This is a genomic window from Longilinea arvoryzae (assembly GCF_001050235.1).
Taxonomy (GTDB): domain Bacteria; phylum Chloroflexota; class Anaerolineae; order Anaerolineales; family Anaerolineaceae; genus Longilinea; species Longilinea arvoryzae.
This window is the reverse complement of record NZ_DF967973.1, coordinates 43,323-60,204: the sequence shown is the minus strand read 5'-3', so window position 1 is coordinate 60,204 and position 16,882 is coordinate 43,323. Positions and strand designations below refer to the sequence as shown.

10 protein-coding genes and 1 pseudogene are annotated in these 16,882 nt (G+C 58.7%); 5 read left to right on the top strand and 6 right to left on the bottom strand.

Annotation, left to right across the window (positions count from 1 at the left end):
• Positions 1-286: 286 nt before the first annotated feature.
• Complete coding sequence (locus LARV_RS18815) at positions 287-1,903, top strand: FG-GAP-like repeat-containing protein (protein WP_075075356.1); 1,617 nt, start codon at positions 287-289, stop codon at positions 1,901-1,903.
• A gap of 222 nt (positions 1,904-2,125) precedes the next feature.
• On the opposite strand, the gene LARV_RS18810 is transcribed toward LARV_RS18815, so the two are convergent.
• A complete protein-coding gene (locus LARV_RS18810; RefSeq protein WP_075075355.1) occupies positions 2,126-3,142 on the bottom strand; it encodes a Gfo/Idh/MocA family protein in 1,017 nt (338 codons plus the stop codon).
• A 289-nt stretch (positions 3,143-3,431) separates the two neighbouring features.
• Here LARV_RS18810 and LARV_RS18805 point away from each other — a divergent pair, with 289 nt between their 5' ends.
• Complete coding sequence (locus LARV_RS18805) at positions 3,432-4,055, top strand: hypothetical protein (protein WP_075075354.1); 624 nt, start codon at positions 3,432-3,434, stop codon at positions 4,053-4,055.
• A gap of 60 nt (positions 4,056-4,115) precedes the next feature.
• Here LARV_RS18805 and LARV_RS18800 read toward each other — a convergent pair whose 3' ends face one another.
• Positions 4,116-4,505: a protease inhibitor I42 family protein gene (locus tag LARV_RS18800; RefSeq protein WP_172797940.1), complete on the bottom strand. Its 390-nt coding sequence runs from the start codon at positions 4,503-4,505 to the stop codon at positions 4,116-4,118.
• A gap of 350 nt (positions 4,506-4,855) precedes the next feature.
• Between LARV_RS18800 and LARV_RS18795 the strand changes: the two genes are divergently transcribed.
• Both LARV_RS18795 and LARV_RS18790 read left to right on the top strand, forming a co-directional pair.
• The gene (locus tag LARV_RS18795) at positions 4,856-5,605 is read left to right on the top strand and encodes an alpha/beta fold hydrolase (protein ID WP_075075352.1); all 750 of its coding nucleotides are present in this window, start codon (positions 4,856-4,858) and stop codon (positions 5,603-5,605) included.
• 55 nt (positions 5,606-5,660) lie between these two features.
• Positions 5,661-6,368, top strand: a complete 708-nt coding sequence (locus tag LARV_RS18790) for a methyltransferase family protein (protein WP_075075351.1) — start codon at positions 5,661-5,663, stop codon at positions 6,366-6,368.
• Between the two features lie 420 nt (positions 6,369-6,788).
• Here LARV_RS18790 and LARV_RS20880 read toward each other — a convergent pair whose 3' ends face one another.
• From LARV_RS20880 to cfa, 3 genes and pseudogenes are all read right to left on the bottom strand, one after another.
• Entirely contained in the window at positions 6,789-8,714 is a 1,926-nt protein-coding gene (locus LARV_RS20880) for a S8 family serine peptidase (RefSeq protein WP_075075350.1), read from the bottom strand.
• Positions 8,715-9,085: 371 nt separating this feature from the next.
• Positions 9,086-9,307, bottom strand: a pseudogene (locus LARV_RS18775) (IS110 family transposase); the annotation flags it as partial.
• A gap of 558 nt (positions 9,308-9,865) precedes the next feature.
• Entirely contained in the window at positions 9,866-10,987 is a 1,122-nt protein-coding gene (gene cfa, locus LARV_RS18770; RefSeq protein WP_075075348.1) for a cyclopropane fatty acyl phospholipid synthase, read from the bottom strand.
• Positions 10,988-11,290: 303 nt separating this feature from the next.
• Between cfa and LARV_RS18765 the strand changes: the two genes are divergently transcribed.
• Positions 11,291-15,604 carry a diguanylate cyclase gene (locus LARV_RS18765; RefSeq protein ID WP_172797939.1) on the top strand — a complete coding sequence of 1,438 codons (4,314 nt, stop codon included), beginning with the start codon at positions 11,291-11,293 and terminating at the stop codon, positions 15,602-15,604.
• 65 nt (positions 15,605-15,669) lie between these two features.
• Here the strand turns inward: LARV_RS18765 and LARV_RS18760 are convergent, their stop codons facing one another.
• The gene (locus LARV_RS18760; RefSeq protein ID WP_075075346.1) at positions 15,670-16,686 is read right to left on the bottom strand and encodes a lysylphosphatidylglycerol synthase transmembrane domain-containing protein; all 1,017 of its coding nucleotides are present in this window, start codon (positions 16,684-16,686) and stop codon (positions 15,670-15,672) included.
• Between the last annotated feature and the right edge of the window lie 196 nt (positions 16,687-16,882).

Genomic DNA, 16,882 nt, shown 5'->3' with positions numbered 1-16,882 from the left:
AGTGATGAGGAAGGTTACTCTGGATCGGAAGGGTGGTTACCCCAGGCCATCATCGGCATTTTTCCGCCCTGCAGAAACAACACTCATCCCTGAGATTTACCCCCTCCGAACCCGGGTGATTTTTCAAACCGGTGCTAGAATCACTTGGTAACATTTAGATCATTGATACACAACCATAACCATCCTTTTGGCCGAAAACACCCGTCTCATCCATTACCCCGGCCAACCTCATGGGTTTCGGGGCAGGTGGTTAATCATTTACGGACTTCCACCAGCGGAGAATAGCATGCGCAAAAAGCTCACGATCGGTTTCTTTATCCTGGTCCTCAGCCTCGCCATCGGATCCATTTCAGTCAGCGCTGCCGATGGAACCACCACCGTTTACCTCCCGTTGGTGAGTGGGGGTGGAGCCGCCCCTGCCGCCGTGCTGAAGTGGAGTTATGGCGGCTGCTACGCCTCGTGGTGCGAAACGGGTTGGTATTCTTCGCCCGCGGTGCTGGATATCGACGCCGATGGAATCAATGAGATCCTGGCCTCGGCCTATTCGGTATGGGCGCTCGAAGGTCAAAACGGGGCGCTGGACTGGCGGGTCGGCGATACGTCCCAACGCACCTGGCCGGGCGTGGTCGTCGCCGACCTGGATCGGGACGGTCAATCCGAGATCGTGGTCGCCCAGGCCGGTGGAAGGGTAACGGCTTACCGCCCGAATGGCAGCGTGAAATGGCAAAAAGAACCCTCCGGCGGCACGGGCGAGTTCCGCGGCCTGCTGGTCACCGATCTGGACGGCAACGGCAGTGCGCTGGAGGTCATCGTGACCCGCGCCTACGGCAGCGCCATCAATACCTGGGTGCTGGACGCAAACGGCAATACCCGCGCCGGCTGGCCACAGTTGCCGAATGATACCTACGGCTATGCCTGGGGGGTCTACAACGCCAACGCGGCCGCCGGGGATATCAGCGGCGATTCGCGTCTCGAGCTGATCGTGCCTTCGGATATGCATTACATCAACGCCTTCGAACCGAACGGCTCGGCGCTGCCCGCCAACGCGACCATCGATCCTGGTAAATACTGGGGGCAGGTCGGCGTCTGGGAAAGTATCCTCCCGGAAAAACGCGGCTGGGGCGCCTGCGATGGGACACGCGCCGAATCCTATCGCTCCAATTTCGCCGATGGGCCGGCCGCCATCGCCGACCTGGACAGCAACGGCACCCGCGAAGTCGTCGTGACCGGCAACATGTACGACTGCTCCCTCGAATCCACGCCCAGCCGGTATATTGCGCTCTACATCTTCAACGCCGACCGCTCGCGCTTCAACACCGGCGGCTACGATTGGACGACCATCCCCGTCGACACCGGCGCGCCCATCAGCGAAGATTACAACGTGATCGAGACGGCTCAGCCCAACCCGGTCATCGCCGATCTGGACGGCGACGGCAGGCAGGAGATTCTCTTCGCGTCCTACGACGGCCGGCTGCACGCCTTCTGGCTCGATAAGACCGAGCACGGCGATTGGCCGTATTCCGTCTACAACGCCTCCGAAGGCATCTACCGTTTTGCCTCCGAACCGGTCGTGGCCGACCTGTACAACGACGGCACGGCCGAGGTAATCTTCACCTCCTGGACGCAAATCGGCTCCAACCAGTACGGCAGACTGCATATCCTCGATTCGAATGGGAACAGCCTGTTCCAAACCAACCTGCCCGCTCCGCGCTCCAGCAGCGCCACCTGGAACGGCGGCCTGGCCGCGCCGACGCTGGCCAACGTCGATGCCGACGCCGACCTGGAGGTGGTCATCAATACCGCCACATCGGGCGTGGTGGTTTACGACCTGCCCGGCACGTCTGCCGCCAGAATCCTGTGGGGCACCGGCCGGGGCAGTTATCGGCGCGACGCCGTGAGATGAATTTTTTCAATCCGGCTGCAAAAAATGTTACGTAGGTCGGATCGGAGGGGTCGCCAACCCGGGCCGCCACCGGCCTTTACCCGCCCCGCAGATCCGACGTTCCCATACCCCGAGTCCGCATTTCGTAGGTCGGATCGGAGGGGCCGCCACCGGCCTTTACCCACCCCGCAGATCCGACGTTCAGCAATTCTTCCTCACCCTGAGGAGTTTGCAAGGTTTTTATCACGTCTTCACCCGCACCTTGCCCACCTGTTTCGTACGCGCAGAGAGGTAAGCTGCTTCGAGAATCTGCTGGTTGAGCACGCCGTCGCAGCCGCCCGGTTGGGGTGGACGGTTCTGCAGGATGCACCTTACGAAATAGGCCATCTGGCGGTTGTAGTGCTCCTGGGAAGGCTGCGGATCGCCCATCCCCAAACCCGCGTCTTCGCGAACCGTGCCATTTTCGGCCCGCGTCTGAATAAAGGCCGGGAAGATCTGGCCGTATCCCTCGCTGCCGTAGACCTGGGTGAAACCCAGAGGCGCTTCGACGTATGACTGGCGCCAGGCGGCTTCCAGCGTGGAGCTGCTGCCGTCTTCCCATTGAATCATCACCTCGGCCGATTCTTCGACCTCGCCGCCGCCATCCCCGAAATCCAGGTGCGCGTAAATGAGACCCGGATCGGGACTGCCCAGAATGAAACGCAATGTGTCCAGCGCATCCAATCCGGCCTCGGCCAGCACGCCCCCACCGGAGTGGCGCTTTGCGGTGTACCATACCCCACCCGGCGGTCCGCCGCTGCGCAATCCCAGCGCGCGCGAGCGAATTACCTTGCCGAGCCGCCCGCTCAACACCTGCTGGCGCAGCCAAAGGACCTGCTCATCGAAGCGGTAGACCTGCCCGACCATCAGGAAACCATTGCTGAACAAGGCGGCTTCCTCGATGGCGTGCGCCTGACCCACATCCAGTCCCAGCGGGCGCTCGACGAGCACGTGAACACGTTCCTGCAGCGCCAGGACGGCCTGCGCCGAGTGCAGGTAGGTGGGCGTGGCAATCACCAGCGCGTCTGCGGCGCGCATGGTCAGCAGATCGTCGAGTGAATCATAGGCGCGCGGAATATTGAACTCGGCTGCGAACTGGCGCAGCCGTTCGCGCGTGTGCCCGGTCACGGCCGATAATTCCACACCCGGCAGGGATTGGACGGCGCGCGCGTGCGCGGCCGCCATGCCGCCCGTTCCCGCGATCGCGATTCTCAGCGCCATGGCCCCTCCCTTCGCGTGGGTGGCGATACAATCAGGATGCCTTCACCATCATTATGGCAATTTTCAACCCAAATGACAAGACTGAGGGCTCGAAAAGCCAGGAAGAATGACTATACGCTTTACTGAAACACGTTTCGCCCTGAATTTTCAAAATGATTTTTACGGTACACGGGCGTATTCGTTTTTATCGCATAAAAAATCACAAATCGCCCGCAATGCTGAACAGTCTTGCATTTTGTTGTAAAGTGAAAAGGAATCCGATCGAATCGATTGATGGGAAAGGGGAAAAATGATCCTGACTCGTTCGATGACACACACCGGATTGCTGGCCGCGCGCTGGTTGCTGGCAGGCGCGCTGACCTTCGGCCTGGGATTGCCGCTTTCCTGGCTGCTCGTCTTTGGCATTCAAAAACTGGCGCCCATCAACGAAGACCGCTTCTGGCCGATCACCATTTTTCTGTGCGTCGGCCTGCTGCTCGGCCTGTTTCAGGCCCTCCTGGCCGGCCCAGCCATACCCAGGTTGGGGCGCTGGTTCGCGGCCACAGCCATCGGCAGTCTGTTCTTGCTGCTGCCGGTCGTCATTTCCTATTTTTTCGAGTCCCTCATACCCAACTCCACTGCCTTGACCGTATTCTTGTTCATTTATTCAGGCGTCTCACTGGGCCTGGCGCAGTGGGTGGTCCTGCGAACCCGCTATCGAGCAGCCGGCTGGTGGATTCTGGTCTATGTCGCCGGGCTGGCCTGTCTGTTCCCGTTGGGTTCGATCGGGTTCCACAACCTGTGGGACCTGGCGCTTCAATCCATGCTGACCGGCCTGCTCTTCTCCCTGCCCGCCGCCCTGCTGTTGTTCTGGTTGGTGAGGTCAGGCCAGCAAATCACCGGCACACCCGGATCCGGCGGTAGCAAACCCTGAAACATGATTTTGAAAGAAGAAAAGGTCCTGAGGATCAAATGATCTTCAGGACCTTTTTCCTTATTTCACTTCCACCGTGAGCGTGAATTCCTCGATTGGCGCCACATCCGGCTCGAATGAGCGCGAATAGCCCAGTTTGAGCGTGGTTGTGCCGCTCTTGAGCGCCTTGAAGCGCAGCGTCTCCCAGCCGCCGACGCCGACCCTGGGCGTGCCCTGGGTGTCCTGCTGGACATACTCCGGATCACCCTGCGATTGCAGGATCGTATCGTCTACCTCGAGGATATGCCAGCCGTAACCCGTGGTCGGGTTCGATTCGAGCTTCACCGCCAGCAACTGGTCCACGTTCAACGTCAGCGTGCTGCCCGCGGCGGCTTTTTCGACCGTCACTTCAGCCGGCGAACCACCCGCCGGGGGCGAGCAGGACGCCAGAACGAGCGCCAGTGCTGCCACGAACCATCCCCTCCAAAAACCGCTTACCTTCATTTCCGAATCCTTTCTCCCTGTGAATCAAGAGACGAAATCATCACCGGGAAGGTTCCAGGTAGAAGGATGAGATGAAGTGTTGCCAGGTTTTAAGTGGATGTGGGTAACATTCCTTCAGAACTCACACCTCGATACCGGAACTCAAAACAGATCACTTTCCTTTGACGGTTTCATACCCCGCCGCGATCCAGGCCTGGATGTTGCCGCTCAGGCGGACGACGTTCGTCGTTGATTTTTCGCCTATTCCATTTTAACACTGGCCAAAAACCCACCCATCGGCGACATGCCCGGTTGGATATTCTCTTTATAATAAGCCTATGCCATCCTTCATCGCCCAAAATCACCGCATCTTTTACCGCGAGCAGGGCAGCGGGCCGCTGCTCATCCTGCTGCACGGCAACACCGCCTCGTCCGTCTACCATCAAGGCGAGCTGGAACATTTCGCCGCCCGCGGCTGCCATGCCGTGGCCTTCGATTTCTGGGGCTGCGGCCAATCCGACCGTCTGGCCGGTTGGACGACGGACTGGTGGGCGCAGGGCGGGCGGGATGCGCTGGCGCTGGCGGCTCACCTGGGAGGGGAGCGTCCCATCCTGATCGGCACCAGCGGCGGCGGCGTGGCCGCCCTCCTGGCCGCGTTGGAAGCGCCGGAGGCCGTGCGGGCGGTGATTGCCGATTCGTCGACCGACGCCCAGCGTCCCGAGGATTTGCGGGCCGAAGTCGCCTCGCGCCGGCGCTGCCTGCCCGGGCAGGTCGATTTCTGGTCGCGCGCTCACGGCCCGGACTGGAAGGACGTGGTCGAGGAAGACAACCGTCTGCTGCTGCGGCTGGCCGATGAAGGCGGGCGTTTCTTCCGCCAGGACCTGGGCGGAATTCGCTGCCCGGTGCTGTTCACCGCCAGCCTGACCGATGACCTGATTCCCGATGCCGGCGGCGCGGCGCTGCGCATGGCGCGCCAGATTCCGGGCAGCCATGTCTTCCTGGCTAACGGAGGATCGCATCCTTTGATGTGGACGCGCCCGGTCGAATTTCGCGCCGCGGCCGATATTTTTCTGGCTCGCGTCCTTTGATGATAACCTTCTCTCTGCAACCGATCTATAAAGAATTCATCTGGAGAAAATCACGATGGTCCATGCATCCAACAAACCCGCTTCATCCGAGCTCCTGCGCTGGGGACTCAAAACCCTGGCCCAACTCATCTTCTTCGGCCTGCTGCTCTTCCTCGTTGCCGGGCGCCTCGACTGGCGCGGCGGCTGGAGCTTCCTGGCGCTGGGCGCGGCCACCCAGATCCTCAGCGCCGTCCTGTTCCTGCCCCATCACGCCGACCTGATTGCCGAGCGCTCGAAAATGCAGGCCAACACCAAACCCTGGGACCGCATCCTGGCGCCGTTGGTGGCGATGATCGGGCCGCTGGCCTGGGTGCTCACCGCCAGCCTGGACGCGCGTTTCCACTGGTCCGGCCCGGTCCCAACCGCCCTGTGGATCGCGGCCTTCCTGGTGGGCTTTGGCGCCAGCCTCTTTACGCTGTGGGCGATGATGACCAACCGCTTTTTCGCCGCCACCGTGCGCATCCAGGACGACCGCGGCCAGACCGTGGTGAAGGGCGGCCCCTACCGCATCGTGCGCCATCCCGGCTATTTGGGGTCGGTCGTCTTCGACCTGGTCGTGCCGCTTGTACTGGGTTCCTGGTGGGCCTATTTCCCCGCCGTCCTGACCGTCATCCTGACCTTCGTGCGCACCGCGCTCGAAGACCGCACCCTGCAGGCCGAATTACCTGGCTATGCGCAGTTTGCGAAAGAAACACGGTTCCGATTAATTCCGGGAATCTGGTAAGCCGGCACCCGGTATTCGTTGATTCGGTATTCGTTGATTCGGTACTCGTTGATTCGGTATTCGTTGATTCGGTATTCGTTGATTCGGTACTCGTTGATTCGGTGTTCGTTGATTCAGTGCTCGTAATTTAACCTTTAGCATTCATCATCCATCATTCAGCATTCATCATTCAGCATTCATCATTCAGCATTCAGCTTTCAACATTTATCATTCAGCATTCTGCATTCAGCATTCATCATTCAGCATTCATCATTCAGCTTTCAGCATTCTGCATTCATCATTCAGCATTCATCATTCTGCATTCAGCATTCAGCATTCTGCATTCTGCATTCAGCATTCTGCATTCTGCATTCAGCATTCAGCATTAAAAAAGGCCGCCCGGAGAACCCAGGCGGCCTTTGAAATCAATGATTCGAACTTTTACGGTTTCAAAACCGTGATGACTGTGCCGGTGCTGTCGCCATCCGGATCGGCGTTCGCCGCCGCGTCGTAGGTGAAGCCGCTGGCCGCCACGTCGCTGACCGTCAGGGTCGCCGAAGTCTTGGTCGTCTTGATGTTGCTGCTGGCGATCGAGCAGGTGCCGGCTACGCCGGTGGTGCAGGTGCCCGTGCCGGTGATTCCGCCGCTCCACACGCCCGTGACCACCGCGCCGGAGACTGCAACGCCGTTCGCGTCCACCACCTTGACGGTGACGGTCGCCTTCCAGGCCTTGGAATTGACCAGCGTCGAGACGCCGTCCAGGTCAGCCACGTGCAGGGCCGCATCGCCAGTTCCGCCGCCCAGGTAATCGATGGCGGCTTTGGCCTGGACCAGGCCGTAGCCATAGGCCACATCACGGCCGGCCGCGCCCAGGTCGACCGCGGTGGCGGTCAGGGCAGCCCGGATGTCAGCGTTGGTGGCGGTCGGTTTGGAGCTCCACACCAGAGCAGCCACCGCCGAAACGTGCGGCGTGGCCATCGAGGTGCCGTCGTAATATTCGTAACCGCTCACATTGGTGTACAGATTACTGGTGACATCCGCCACCTGGCCCAGCGCATTGGCGACCAGGTACTGGCCATCTTCCATGCTCAGGCTGACGCCGATGATATTGGAAGAATAGCCGTCGCCCAGCGTGCCCAGGAAGCTGCCGGAGACGTTGTTGTAGATCAACGCCGCCGCGCCGCCCGAATTCTGCACGTTCATGACCTTATCGTAGAAGGAGATCGTACCGCGCTGGCACAACACCACTTTGCCGCTCCACGCGCCGGTGGTGTCGCAAATGCCGCCGTCCACCAGAGCGCCGTTGGCCGTGCCGCGAGCGGAATAGTCGACGTGGCCGCCGGCGTAGCTGACGCCGTTCACGCTGACGAAGGTCTCATCGATGTACGGCACCGTGCTGAGCACGCCCACGCCGGGGGCCGCGATTTCGACCTGGTCGTTCTGCTGCGAGAAGTCCGCCACGGCGCCGGATTCGTCGATGGCCGCCACCGACATGACCGAATCATAGGAGGCCGGATAGCTGTAGGCGGTGTTGCCGTCGTTGCCGGCCGCCGCGATCGAGAGGATGCCCTGGCTGTACAGGCTGGCGAAACCGCGTTTTTCAGTAGCGCTGGCGCGCGAACCGCCCAGGCTCATGCTGATGATGTTGGCGCCCACGCTGGCGCAACGGTTGGCGGCATCGATCAGCGTCGAAGCATAAGTCCATGCACCGTCATCGCCGAATACGCGCACCATGTAGAGCTGCACCGTGCCGGGGGTCACGCCGATCACGCCCAGGCTGTTGTTGGCGGCGGCAATGGTGCCGGTCACATGCGTACCGTGTCCAAGGCCATCGCTGTTCCATCCGGTCGGGTAACCGCCGGTAATGTTCAGGCCCTGCAAGTCCTCATGGCCGGTGAACATGCCCGAATCGATGATGCAGATCTTGCGGTTGGCCGCTGTCGGAGCGCCGGCATCCACCACGCCGTCGCGGTTCGCATCCCACACATCGCGGGCCTGCACCATGTCCACACCGTAGGGCACAACCTGCTCGGGCAGATCGACCGCCTTGGCGGAGGGCAGAATGCTGATCGGGTAGCGGGGTGCATCTTCTTCGACGAGCACCACGTTCGGATTGTGAGTGATGCCGTTCAATGCCGCTTCGGGCAGCGAAACGGAGAAGGTTTCCAAATCATCAAAGGCATAATGGATTTCACCACCCGCGGCCTGCAGGCTTTTTTCGACTGCTGCGCCCTTGCCCGGGGCGAACTGCACGAACACGCGTACTTTGCCGTTGTCCGAGCTTGAATACGCCGGGCTGACGTTGAACATGCTGACGACCATGACAGCAATCATAGCGATGGCAAAAAAGACATGAACTTTACGCATTCCGATTCTCCTCTTACGTTTTTGATGGGAAAAATGTGGGAAAAATTGGGACGGACTGGGATGACGGGATGAATATAGGCGCCTGTCCAGCTCCTTTCTCAACCTGAAAATGAACCGAAGCGAAACAACAGCCAACACAGGCTGCTGGTTCTTCGCGCCTGCGGCTTCGAAAGATCATTTTAAAGGTTGAAATAAGAATAAGTCCACGAATAACAATAACCGACCCTGATCATGGACCGCGTCATCGATTATTATATTGATATCCAGTTTTGTCAATTATTTTCGGCGTGAATTCTGGGTCAATTTTATTAAGAATTATCGCCACGCCCTCCCTATTTCGCAATCCGCAACAACGACCACACGGAGAGGGATCGGATTCCGTCCAGGGATAATAACGAGACCACCGCTCGTTCCAGTCCTCCCGTGGCTTCCACTACGATCAATCCAGGCGCTAGAGGTTTCAGCTTATCAATGAAGGCCTCGATCCCGATGATATCGTTGCTTTCTGCCCAATCCTGGCCCGCGATTGAGACATCCAGCCGGTTCTTTGAAACATCAATCCCGACCACACTTACTGAGATTTGCTGCTCCATTCTGCCCTCGTCTGTTTGTATAATGGATGTGCCCGTTCTAGCAGAATACGGTCTCTTGGACCCCACAACTGTTCGGGCAACATACACGACGGACCCGGCGACCCTGCTCTGTGACGGCCTCTTATGACCTATACCCGATCGGCCTGCCGGGTCCCATTGTATGGTATCACTCATCATTTTCATCATACTAGATCACAGAGATCGCAGAGAAAAAGAAGGCTGAAGAAAGAGAAGAGCGTTCATAACTTTCTTCCCATTCCCCATTTTTCGTGTGTTTCGGTTTTTTTCGAGGTCGAATGATGGGTTCCGGAGCTTCTCAGGTCGCTGCCGGATAACCTCCGTTCACGCTCCTCCACCCATCCTACGCAAAGAGACTCTGTTCTCTTTCATCTCCTCTCTTTTATAAATTCAATACTCTTCTTTATCTTCTCTATCTTCTCTGTGGTCTTTGTGGCCTCTGTGGCTCTGTGGCCTCTGTGGCTCTGTGGCCTCTGTGGCTTTCCCTCTTCTCTCTTCTTTCCAAATCTCTTCTCCGTGTCCTCCGTGGTGATTTCCTCTTCACCCCACCCGGCTATCCGGTTGCGGCGTGCCGGTGCGAGTGAACACGATTTGCCACAACTGCTGGCTGCGAGCGCGGAACGCCCCGGCGCTGTTCAGCAGGTAGTACCGCCACATGCGGTGGAAGCGTTCGCTGTACTTCTTGCTCAACTCCGGCCAGGCCGCCTCGAAGTTATCATGCCAGGCCAGCAGCGTGCGCTCGTAATCCGGCCCGAAATTGTGCCAGTCTTCCATCACGAACAGGCCCTCCATCGCCGCGCCGAGCTGCGCGATGGAAGGCAGCATCCCATTCGGGAAGATGTACCGGTCCGACCAGGGATCACCAGCCGTCTGGCTCTCGTTGCCGCCGATGGTTTGGATGAAGCCCACCCCATCCGGCTTGAGCGTGCGGTCGACCACTTCCATATAAGTGCGGTAATTCTTATACCCGACGTGCTCCATCATGCCGATGGAAATGACCCGGTCGTAGCGGCCTTCCACGGTGCGGTAATCCTGCAGGCGCAGCTCCACCGGCAGACCTTTGACCCATTCGCTGCCCAGAGCCACCTGCTCCTTCGACACGGTCACTCCCACCACGCTGACCCCGTATTTCTCGGCCGCGTATTTGGCAAAGGCGCCCCACCCGCAGCCCAATTCCAGCACGTGCATGCCGGGCTGCAGGCCGATTTTGCGGCATACCAGATCCAGCTTGGCCTCCTGAGCCTCATCCAGGTTCGAGGCATTCTTCCAGTAGGCGCAGGCATAGTTCAGGCGCCGGTCCAGCATGGCCGTGTATAGATCGTTGCCGAGATCGTAATGTTCCTCGCCGACTTCGAAGGCGCGCGACGGCGCCTGGCGGTTGGTCAACCGGCCCAACAGCGCCGGCATCAGCGCGCGCACGTCGCCCCGCACCTTTTTATCCAACCTGGCCCGCAGCATTCGCTCGACCATGCCGTCGATCGATTCAACCTCCCACCAGCCGTCGACATAGGATTCACCCAGCCCCAGCGAGGCATCCCGCAGCACGCGCTCGTAAAAACGCGAATCCTTCACCTGAATGTCCCACGGATTCTTGCCGTAAATCTGGATGCCGGCTTCCTTGAATAACCTGCGCACAGTTTCTTCTGCCCGGTGTGCGGCCATTTTAACTCCTCGTTCTTGATTTCCAATCGAACTATATTTATTAGATTAGTACAGATTATTTATTTTTCAAGGGGTGTTTTGCGTAGAAAAACCGGCCCGGATCAAACCGAATCTGCAAGCCATCCGTAAAGTAAACAATCTTGCCGAAACAGTCAGGCTGTATTAAGATAGGACCAATAGAGTCCGTCGATCTTCATCCAGGCGAAAAGCCAGCAGGGGGAACAACGCTTTTGCCTGCAGCCATCATCCATCGACGTCGATCGAAATCTTCCCCCATCTATGGGCCCCATACCGGCGGACCGCATGCAGAATTACACATCTGTCAGAGCTAACTTCGCCGTCTCACTGCTGCGTAAAATGCTTCGCCTGCCCGTCTGGCAGCGAATGCTCATTATTGCCTTTATCCTCGGCATCTTCAGCGTTTATTTCACCCATAATCATACCAATCTGGACGGCGGCACCCTGGCCGTTTCGATCCTCGTTGTGGTCATTGCGGCCGGTCTGCTTGGCCTGGGCGGAGGGATCTCCGCCGCATTCCTGTTGGCCTGTCTCGAGCTATATTTCCTGGGCCAAAATTATCAGACCAATTTATTGGGCATCGTCAGCGGGGATTTTCTGCTCAACGCGCTCACCCTGCTGATCAGCGGCGGTATGGTCGGATATATGCGCTCGCTCACCCTGCAAACCCAACGCCAACTTGAGGAGCGCCAGAAGAGCGAATTGGCGCTGCGCGAAAGCGAACTGCGCTTCCGGTCCATGGCGGATCTGACCTACAACTGGGAAGCCTGGCAGGGGCCGGACGGGCGCATGATCTACACTTCGCCCTCCGTGCAGCGCATGACCGGCTATTCGCCGGATATCTTTATGGACAATCCCAACATGCTCTGGCAGTTGACCCTGGAGGAGGACCGCCCGGCGCTGCTCGAGCATTTTGCGCTTACCCAGGGCCAAAGCCCGATCCACCAGATCGACCTTCGCATTCGGCGAGCGGATGGGAAAGTCATCTGGCTGCGGCACATTTGCCAGCCGGTTTACGATACCAACGGAGCGTTTCAGGGCCGGCGCGCCAGCAACCTGGAGATCACCGAAATCCGGCAGGCCAATGAAGAATTGAAGCGCCGCCTCGAATTGGAACACCTCATTTCGGAGATCTCCAGCCATTTCATCGACACCCCCGATCACGATATCACCCACAATCTGCAGGCCTCGCTGAAACGAATTGCCGAATTCCTGGACGCCGAGCGCTCCTTTCTGGTCACTTTTCAAAGCGGGTCTGTGGTCGTCAAGGATCTCTACCAATGGTCGAAGAACGGTTCGACCATGCACCACATTTACATCGGCCTGGATTTTGCCCAATTCCCCTGGATTGCCGCTCAAATTCGGAATCACCAGGTGCTGACCATCCCATCCGTCACCAATCTTCCGATAGAGGCCGGAGCCGAGCGCGATTATTGGAAAGATGGAGACGCGTTTTCCCTGGTGGCCATTCCGCTGGTGTTGGAAAACAACGCCATCGGTTATTTCGCCATCAGCACCCTGACCAGCCTGCATGTCTGGCAGGAGGGCGATATTCGCTCGTTGCAGTTGTTGGCTGAAATTTATACCAACATCCTCGAGCGGCAGCGCATCCAAAAAGAATTGGTGGACAGCGAACGGCGTTTTCGTTCCACCTTCGAAAACGCCGGTATCGGCACGGTGGTGCTGGAGGCGGGCAATACCATCACGGATGTCAATCCGATGATTTGCGAAATGTTCGGCTATACCCGGGAGGAGGTCATCGGGCGGGTCAGCGACGACGTCACCTTTCCCGAAGACCGGTCCATCACGGCGGACCTGGTGCGGGAACTGAACGAAACCCGGGCTTCCAGCGCCCAGCGTGAAATCCGCTACCTGCGCAAAGACGGCACACCTTTCTGGGGTCACCTGACCCTTTCGATGGTCCGCGATCTGACGGGCAAATCGCTGTATGGCATCGGCATGATCGACGATGTCACCGAACGCCGCCGTATTTCGGAAGAGCTGCACAACCGCGAGCGAATTCTGGAGGCCGTCAGCCTGGCCGCGGAGGATATGCTGCGCGTTCCGGATTGGGAATCGAGCCTGCCAAGGGCCTTGCAGGCTTTGGGCAGCGCCAGCCAGGCTAACCGGGTCGCCATTTATCAGCTCAACGACGATTCCCCTGAAACCTATGGGATGCAGATGTCGGCTTACTGGTCGAGCGATGGATCACTCGAGCTCAGGGACAGCGTGTGGCCCCGAATGCAGCGTATTCCAAAGTTAAGCCCATTCCTGAAGACTCTGGTGAAGAATCAGGTGATCACCACCCGGGAAGTCGACATTCCCGAGGTGATGAAGCAGCTTCTCGACCAGTTGAACATCGTGGAAATGTTGATCGTTTCCATATTCGCAGAAGATAAGATCTGGGGATTCATCAGTTTCGATACCGATCACCCATCGGTGTGGTCGATAGCCGAAAAGGAAGGCCTCAAGATCGCCGCCAACGTGTTTGGGGCTGCCTTCCAGCGCCGGCAGATTGAAAAACAGATCGAACAACTCTATCAGGCCGAACGCGACCAACGCCAGATGGCCGAAGCGCTGCGCGACACGGCTGAAACCCTCAACGCCAGCCTGAACCTGCAGGAAGTGTTCGACCAGGTGCTGTCGAATGTCGAAAAAGTGGTTCCCATGGATGCGGCCAACATCATGCTGATCGACAACGGCATGACCCGCGTCATTGGGGCGCGGGGTTACGAGGAACACTGCAACCCGAACGTCATCTATAACGTTCATTACCGCGTCTCTGAAATTCCCAATCTCAACACCATGTTCAAGGAAGGGCGTCCGGTCATCACCTCCGCCGTCGGGGAAAATCGAACCTGGGTGCAGCAACCCGACTTTGACTGGGTGCGTTCCTTCGCCGGCGCACCCATTCGCCAGGACGGGAAGACCATCGGTTTTCTGAACGTGGACAGCGTAACACCCGACCTGTTCACCCAGGTGCACGCCGAACGCCTGCAGGTGTTCGCCGACCAGGCGTCCCTGGCCATCCGCAACGCACGCCTGTTCGATGAGGCTCGCCGCCGCGCCCAGCAAATTGCCCTGCTCAACCAGATGGCCCAGGCGGCCATTTCGGCGGCCACCCAATCCGAAATGCTCGACCCGATGGTCAACCACCTGACGGCGCTTTTCAATGCCGACAGTGCTGCCATTCTGCTCTTCGATATGGACGGATCCTTCCCCAGGGTGGCCGCCATCGTCGGCGAATCCACCCGGCTCAAGGGTCAGCTCTCCAATGCCGAACTGGCCGGTTTTATCCTGATGGAACAGCCCCTGGAAATCGAAGACCTGGCAACCCGCCCGGATGTGAAATCCGCCGCCGCGTTGCTGCACCCCTGCCGGGCGCTCCTGGCCCTGCCCATGATCCTGAACGGCAGCCGCATGGGGGTGGTGCTGATCGGTTTCAAATATACCCACCATTTCACCGCGAATGAAATCATGCTGGGTGAGCAGGCCGCGCTGCAGGTCGCGTTGGGCATCAGCAAGAACCAGTTGCTGGAAGCCGAGCGCACCCGCACCCGCCAGCTTGCCCGCGCCAATGGCCTGTTTACCGCGCTGGACCATGTGGCTACGCGCATCGGGGCGGCGGCCGACAGCAGCGGCGTCATCAAGACCCTCGAAATCGAACTCCAACAGCTCGACCTGTCCTATGCCATCGCCCTCGCCGATTCAACCACCGGCGAAATGCAGCTCCAGTACTATTCCTTCCGCACGCACCCCGAATGGCGCAATAACCACTCCCAGTTGGCCAGCCTCTTGGACCGCGACGAATTCAAGCATCTGCTCAAGGAAGACCCGGCCGGTATCTTCATTCCGGACCCGATGCGCAAGATCTACGGCCTGTCGACATCCCTCGACCCCGAAACCATGCGCGTCCTGATTCGCCTGGCCGGTTTCGACGATCAAACCCGCATGTTCCTGCTGCCGTTGATCGTCAAAGAGCGCTCCATTGGCCTGTTGGTCGTGTGGGGTTCGCTGCAGGAAAGCGACCGCAACGTGATGAGCACCTTTGCCAGCCAACTGGCGCTGGCCTTCCACAACGCCAGTCTTTATGAAGAAATCCAGCGCGTGGCCATCACGGATGAGATGACCGGCCTGTTCAACCGCCGCGGCATGCACGAATTCGGCGAACGCGAAGTCGAACGTGCCCGGCGATTCGAACGCCCGCTTACCGCGATGATGATCGACCTGGATTTGTTCTCGCGTGTCAACAACACCTACGGCCATCTGGTAGGCGATGAAGTTCTGCGATTGCTTTCTGAGCGCGTGCGCACCAACATCCGCGAACTGGATGTGGCCGTTCGCTTCGGGGGCGAGGAATTTCTCATTCTGCTGGTCGAAACCAGCGTGGAAGACGCCCTTAAAGTGGCCGAACGGATTCGCCAGTCCATTTCCAGCGCGCCGTTCGAGACCTCGGCCGGTTCGCTGCGCATCACCGCCAGCATCGGCGTGGCCGAAATGACCCAGGACATGACCGGCATCACCCATCTGATCGCCCGCGCCGATCAGGCGCTTTATACGGCCAAGCAAAACGGGCGCAATTGCGTGATGATGGGTTAAATCAGCCGGACCGGTAAGGACAATTCATGAATTGCCCTTACCGGTCCGGTTCGATCTGGTCAGCCTCAGGCCTGTTTTTCGGCCTTTTGCAGCCTGCGGAAGCTCCACCCACCGACCACCAGCGGCAGCCAGAAAGTGAAACCCCGGTAGGCCAGCGTCACCGTGGCCGCGTTCTCCAGCGGCATACCCAGCGAACGCAGCGCCACCGTCATCACGCCCTCGACGATGCCGATGCCGGATGGCGTGGGCGATACCACCGAGAACAGGTATCCCAGCGCGTAGGCCGCGATCAGGAGCGGGATGGTGAAGGAAATATTGAAGGCCAGGAACACCGAAAGCAGCACGAACATCATGAGCGCTTTGTTGTTCAATCCCAACAGCATGGGTTGGATGAGCATTTGAGGCTGTTCGCGCAGGGATGAGACGCCGACGTTCACGTCGACCGAGAAATTCTGCGCCCAATCCGGGTGAATGGCCTGGCGGTGCAGCGTCAGGCCGCTGATTTTGTTGACAAAGCGGGCAATAAATCCCAGAACGACGCTTAATTTATGCGAAGATCTGGCGCCCAGCATCAGCAGCGTGGCCAATCCAACCGCCAGTACAACCAGGATGATCGACGCGATGATGGCGCTGGCCGTGATCTGGTTGCGGCGCCACAGGATGTACAGCGCCAGCGGAATGACTGCCAACAGGCCAAAGTAATCGGCCAGCAGATACAGGATGCAGGCCACCGTCACGCGCCCGTGCGGGGCCGGTTTGCCCTTTTCCTTGCCGGTCTGCTCGATGAACACTGCCAGCCCGGTCATGCCGGCGGCCGGCGCCATGGTGGTGATAAAGAACGCGGCGGTCGCCATTAAAAAGAGCTTCTTGCGGCTCTCTTCGATGCCCACCGCGCGGTATAACGCTTTATAGCTCTGGTTGACGTTGAGCAGCCAGAGCCCTTCGATCAGTACCCCCATCAGGAGGAACCGCCAGTCCCCCCGTCCTAACAAACCAGCCACTGCCTGCATCTCGGTAAAGTGAGTCAGGACGAAGAAACCCGATATAACCAGCAGCAAGCTAAATAGTATCTTTCGAATCACGTTGTTCTCCGCGTTGGTTCGAACCTATAAAGATTGTACACGATTCCAGTAAAAATAACAGATCAAAACCCTATCCAACCCCGGGTAACCGGTCATAAATCCACCAAAAATTGCCCCCCAGACTCGATCTCCTCCGGATACAGGCGAATGCCCATAGGAATATATCAAAAGAGAGAAGAATGATTTTCTCTTCTCT

Bases quoted from the DNA above. Each gene is read 5' to 3' on its own strand.
- LARV_RS18815 (WP_075075356.1), top strand. From the start codon at position 287: ATGCGCAAAAAGCTCACGATCGGTTTCTTTATCCTGGTCCTCAGCCTC.
- LARV_RS18810 (WP_075075355.1), bottom strand. From the start codon at position 3,142: ATGGCGCTGAGAATCGCGATCGCGGGAACGGGCGGCATGGCGGCCGCG.
- LARV_RS18805 (WP_075075354.1), top strand. From the start codon at position 3,432: ATGATCCTGACTCGTTCGATGACACACACCGGATTGCTGGCCGCGCGC.
- LARV_RS18795 (WP_075075352.1), top strand. From the start codon at position 4,856: ATGCCATCCTTCATCGCCCAAAATCACCGCATCTTTTACCGCGAGCAG.
- LARV_RS18790 (WP_075075351.1), top strand. From the start codon at position 5,661: ATGGTCCATGCATCCAACAAACCCGCTTCATCCGAGCTCCTGCGCTGG.
- LARV_RS20880 (WP_075075350.1), bottom strand. From the start codon at position 8,714: ATGCGTAAAGTTCATGTCTTTTTTGCCATCGCTATGATTGCTGTCATG.
- cfa (WP_075075348.1), bottom strand. From the start codon at position 10,987: ATGGCCGCACACCGGGCAGAAGAAACTGTGCGCAGGTTATTCAAGGAA.
- LARV_RS18765 (WP_172797939.1), top strand. From the start codon at position 11,291: ATGCAGAATTACACATCTGTCAGAGCTAACTTCGCCGTCTCACTGCTG.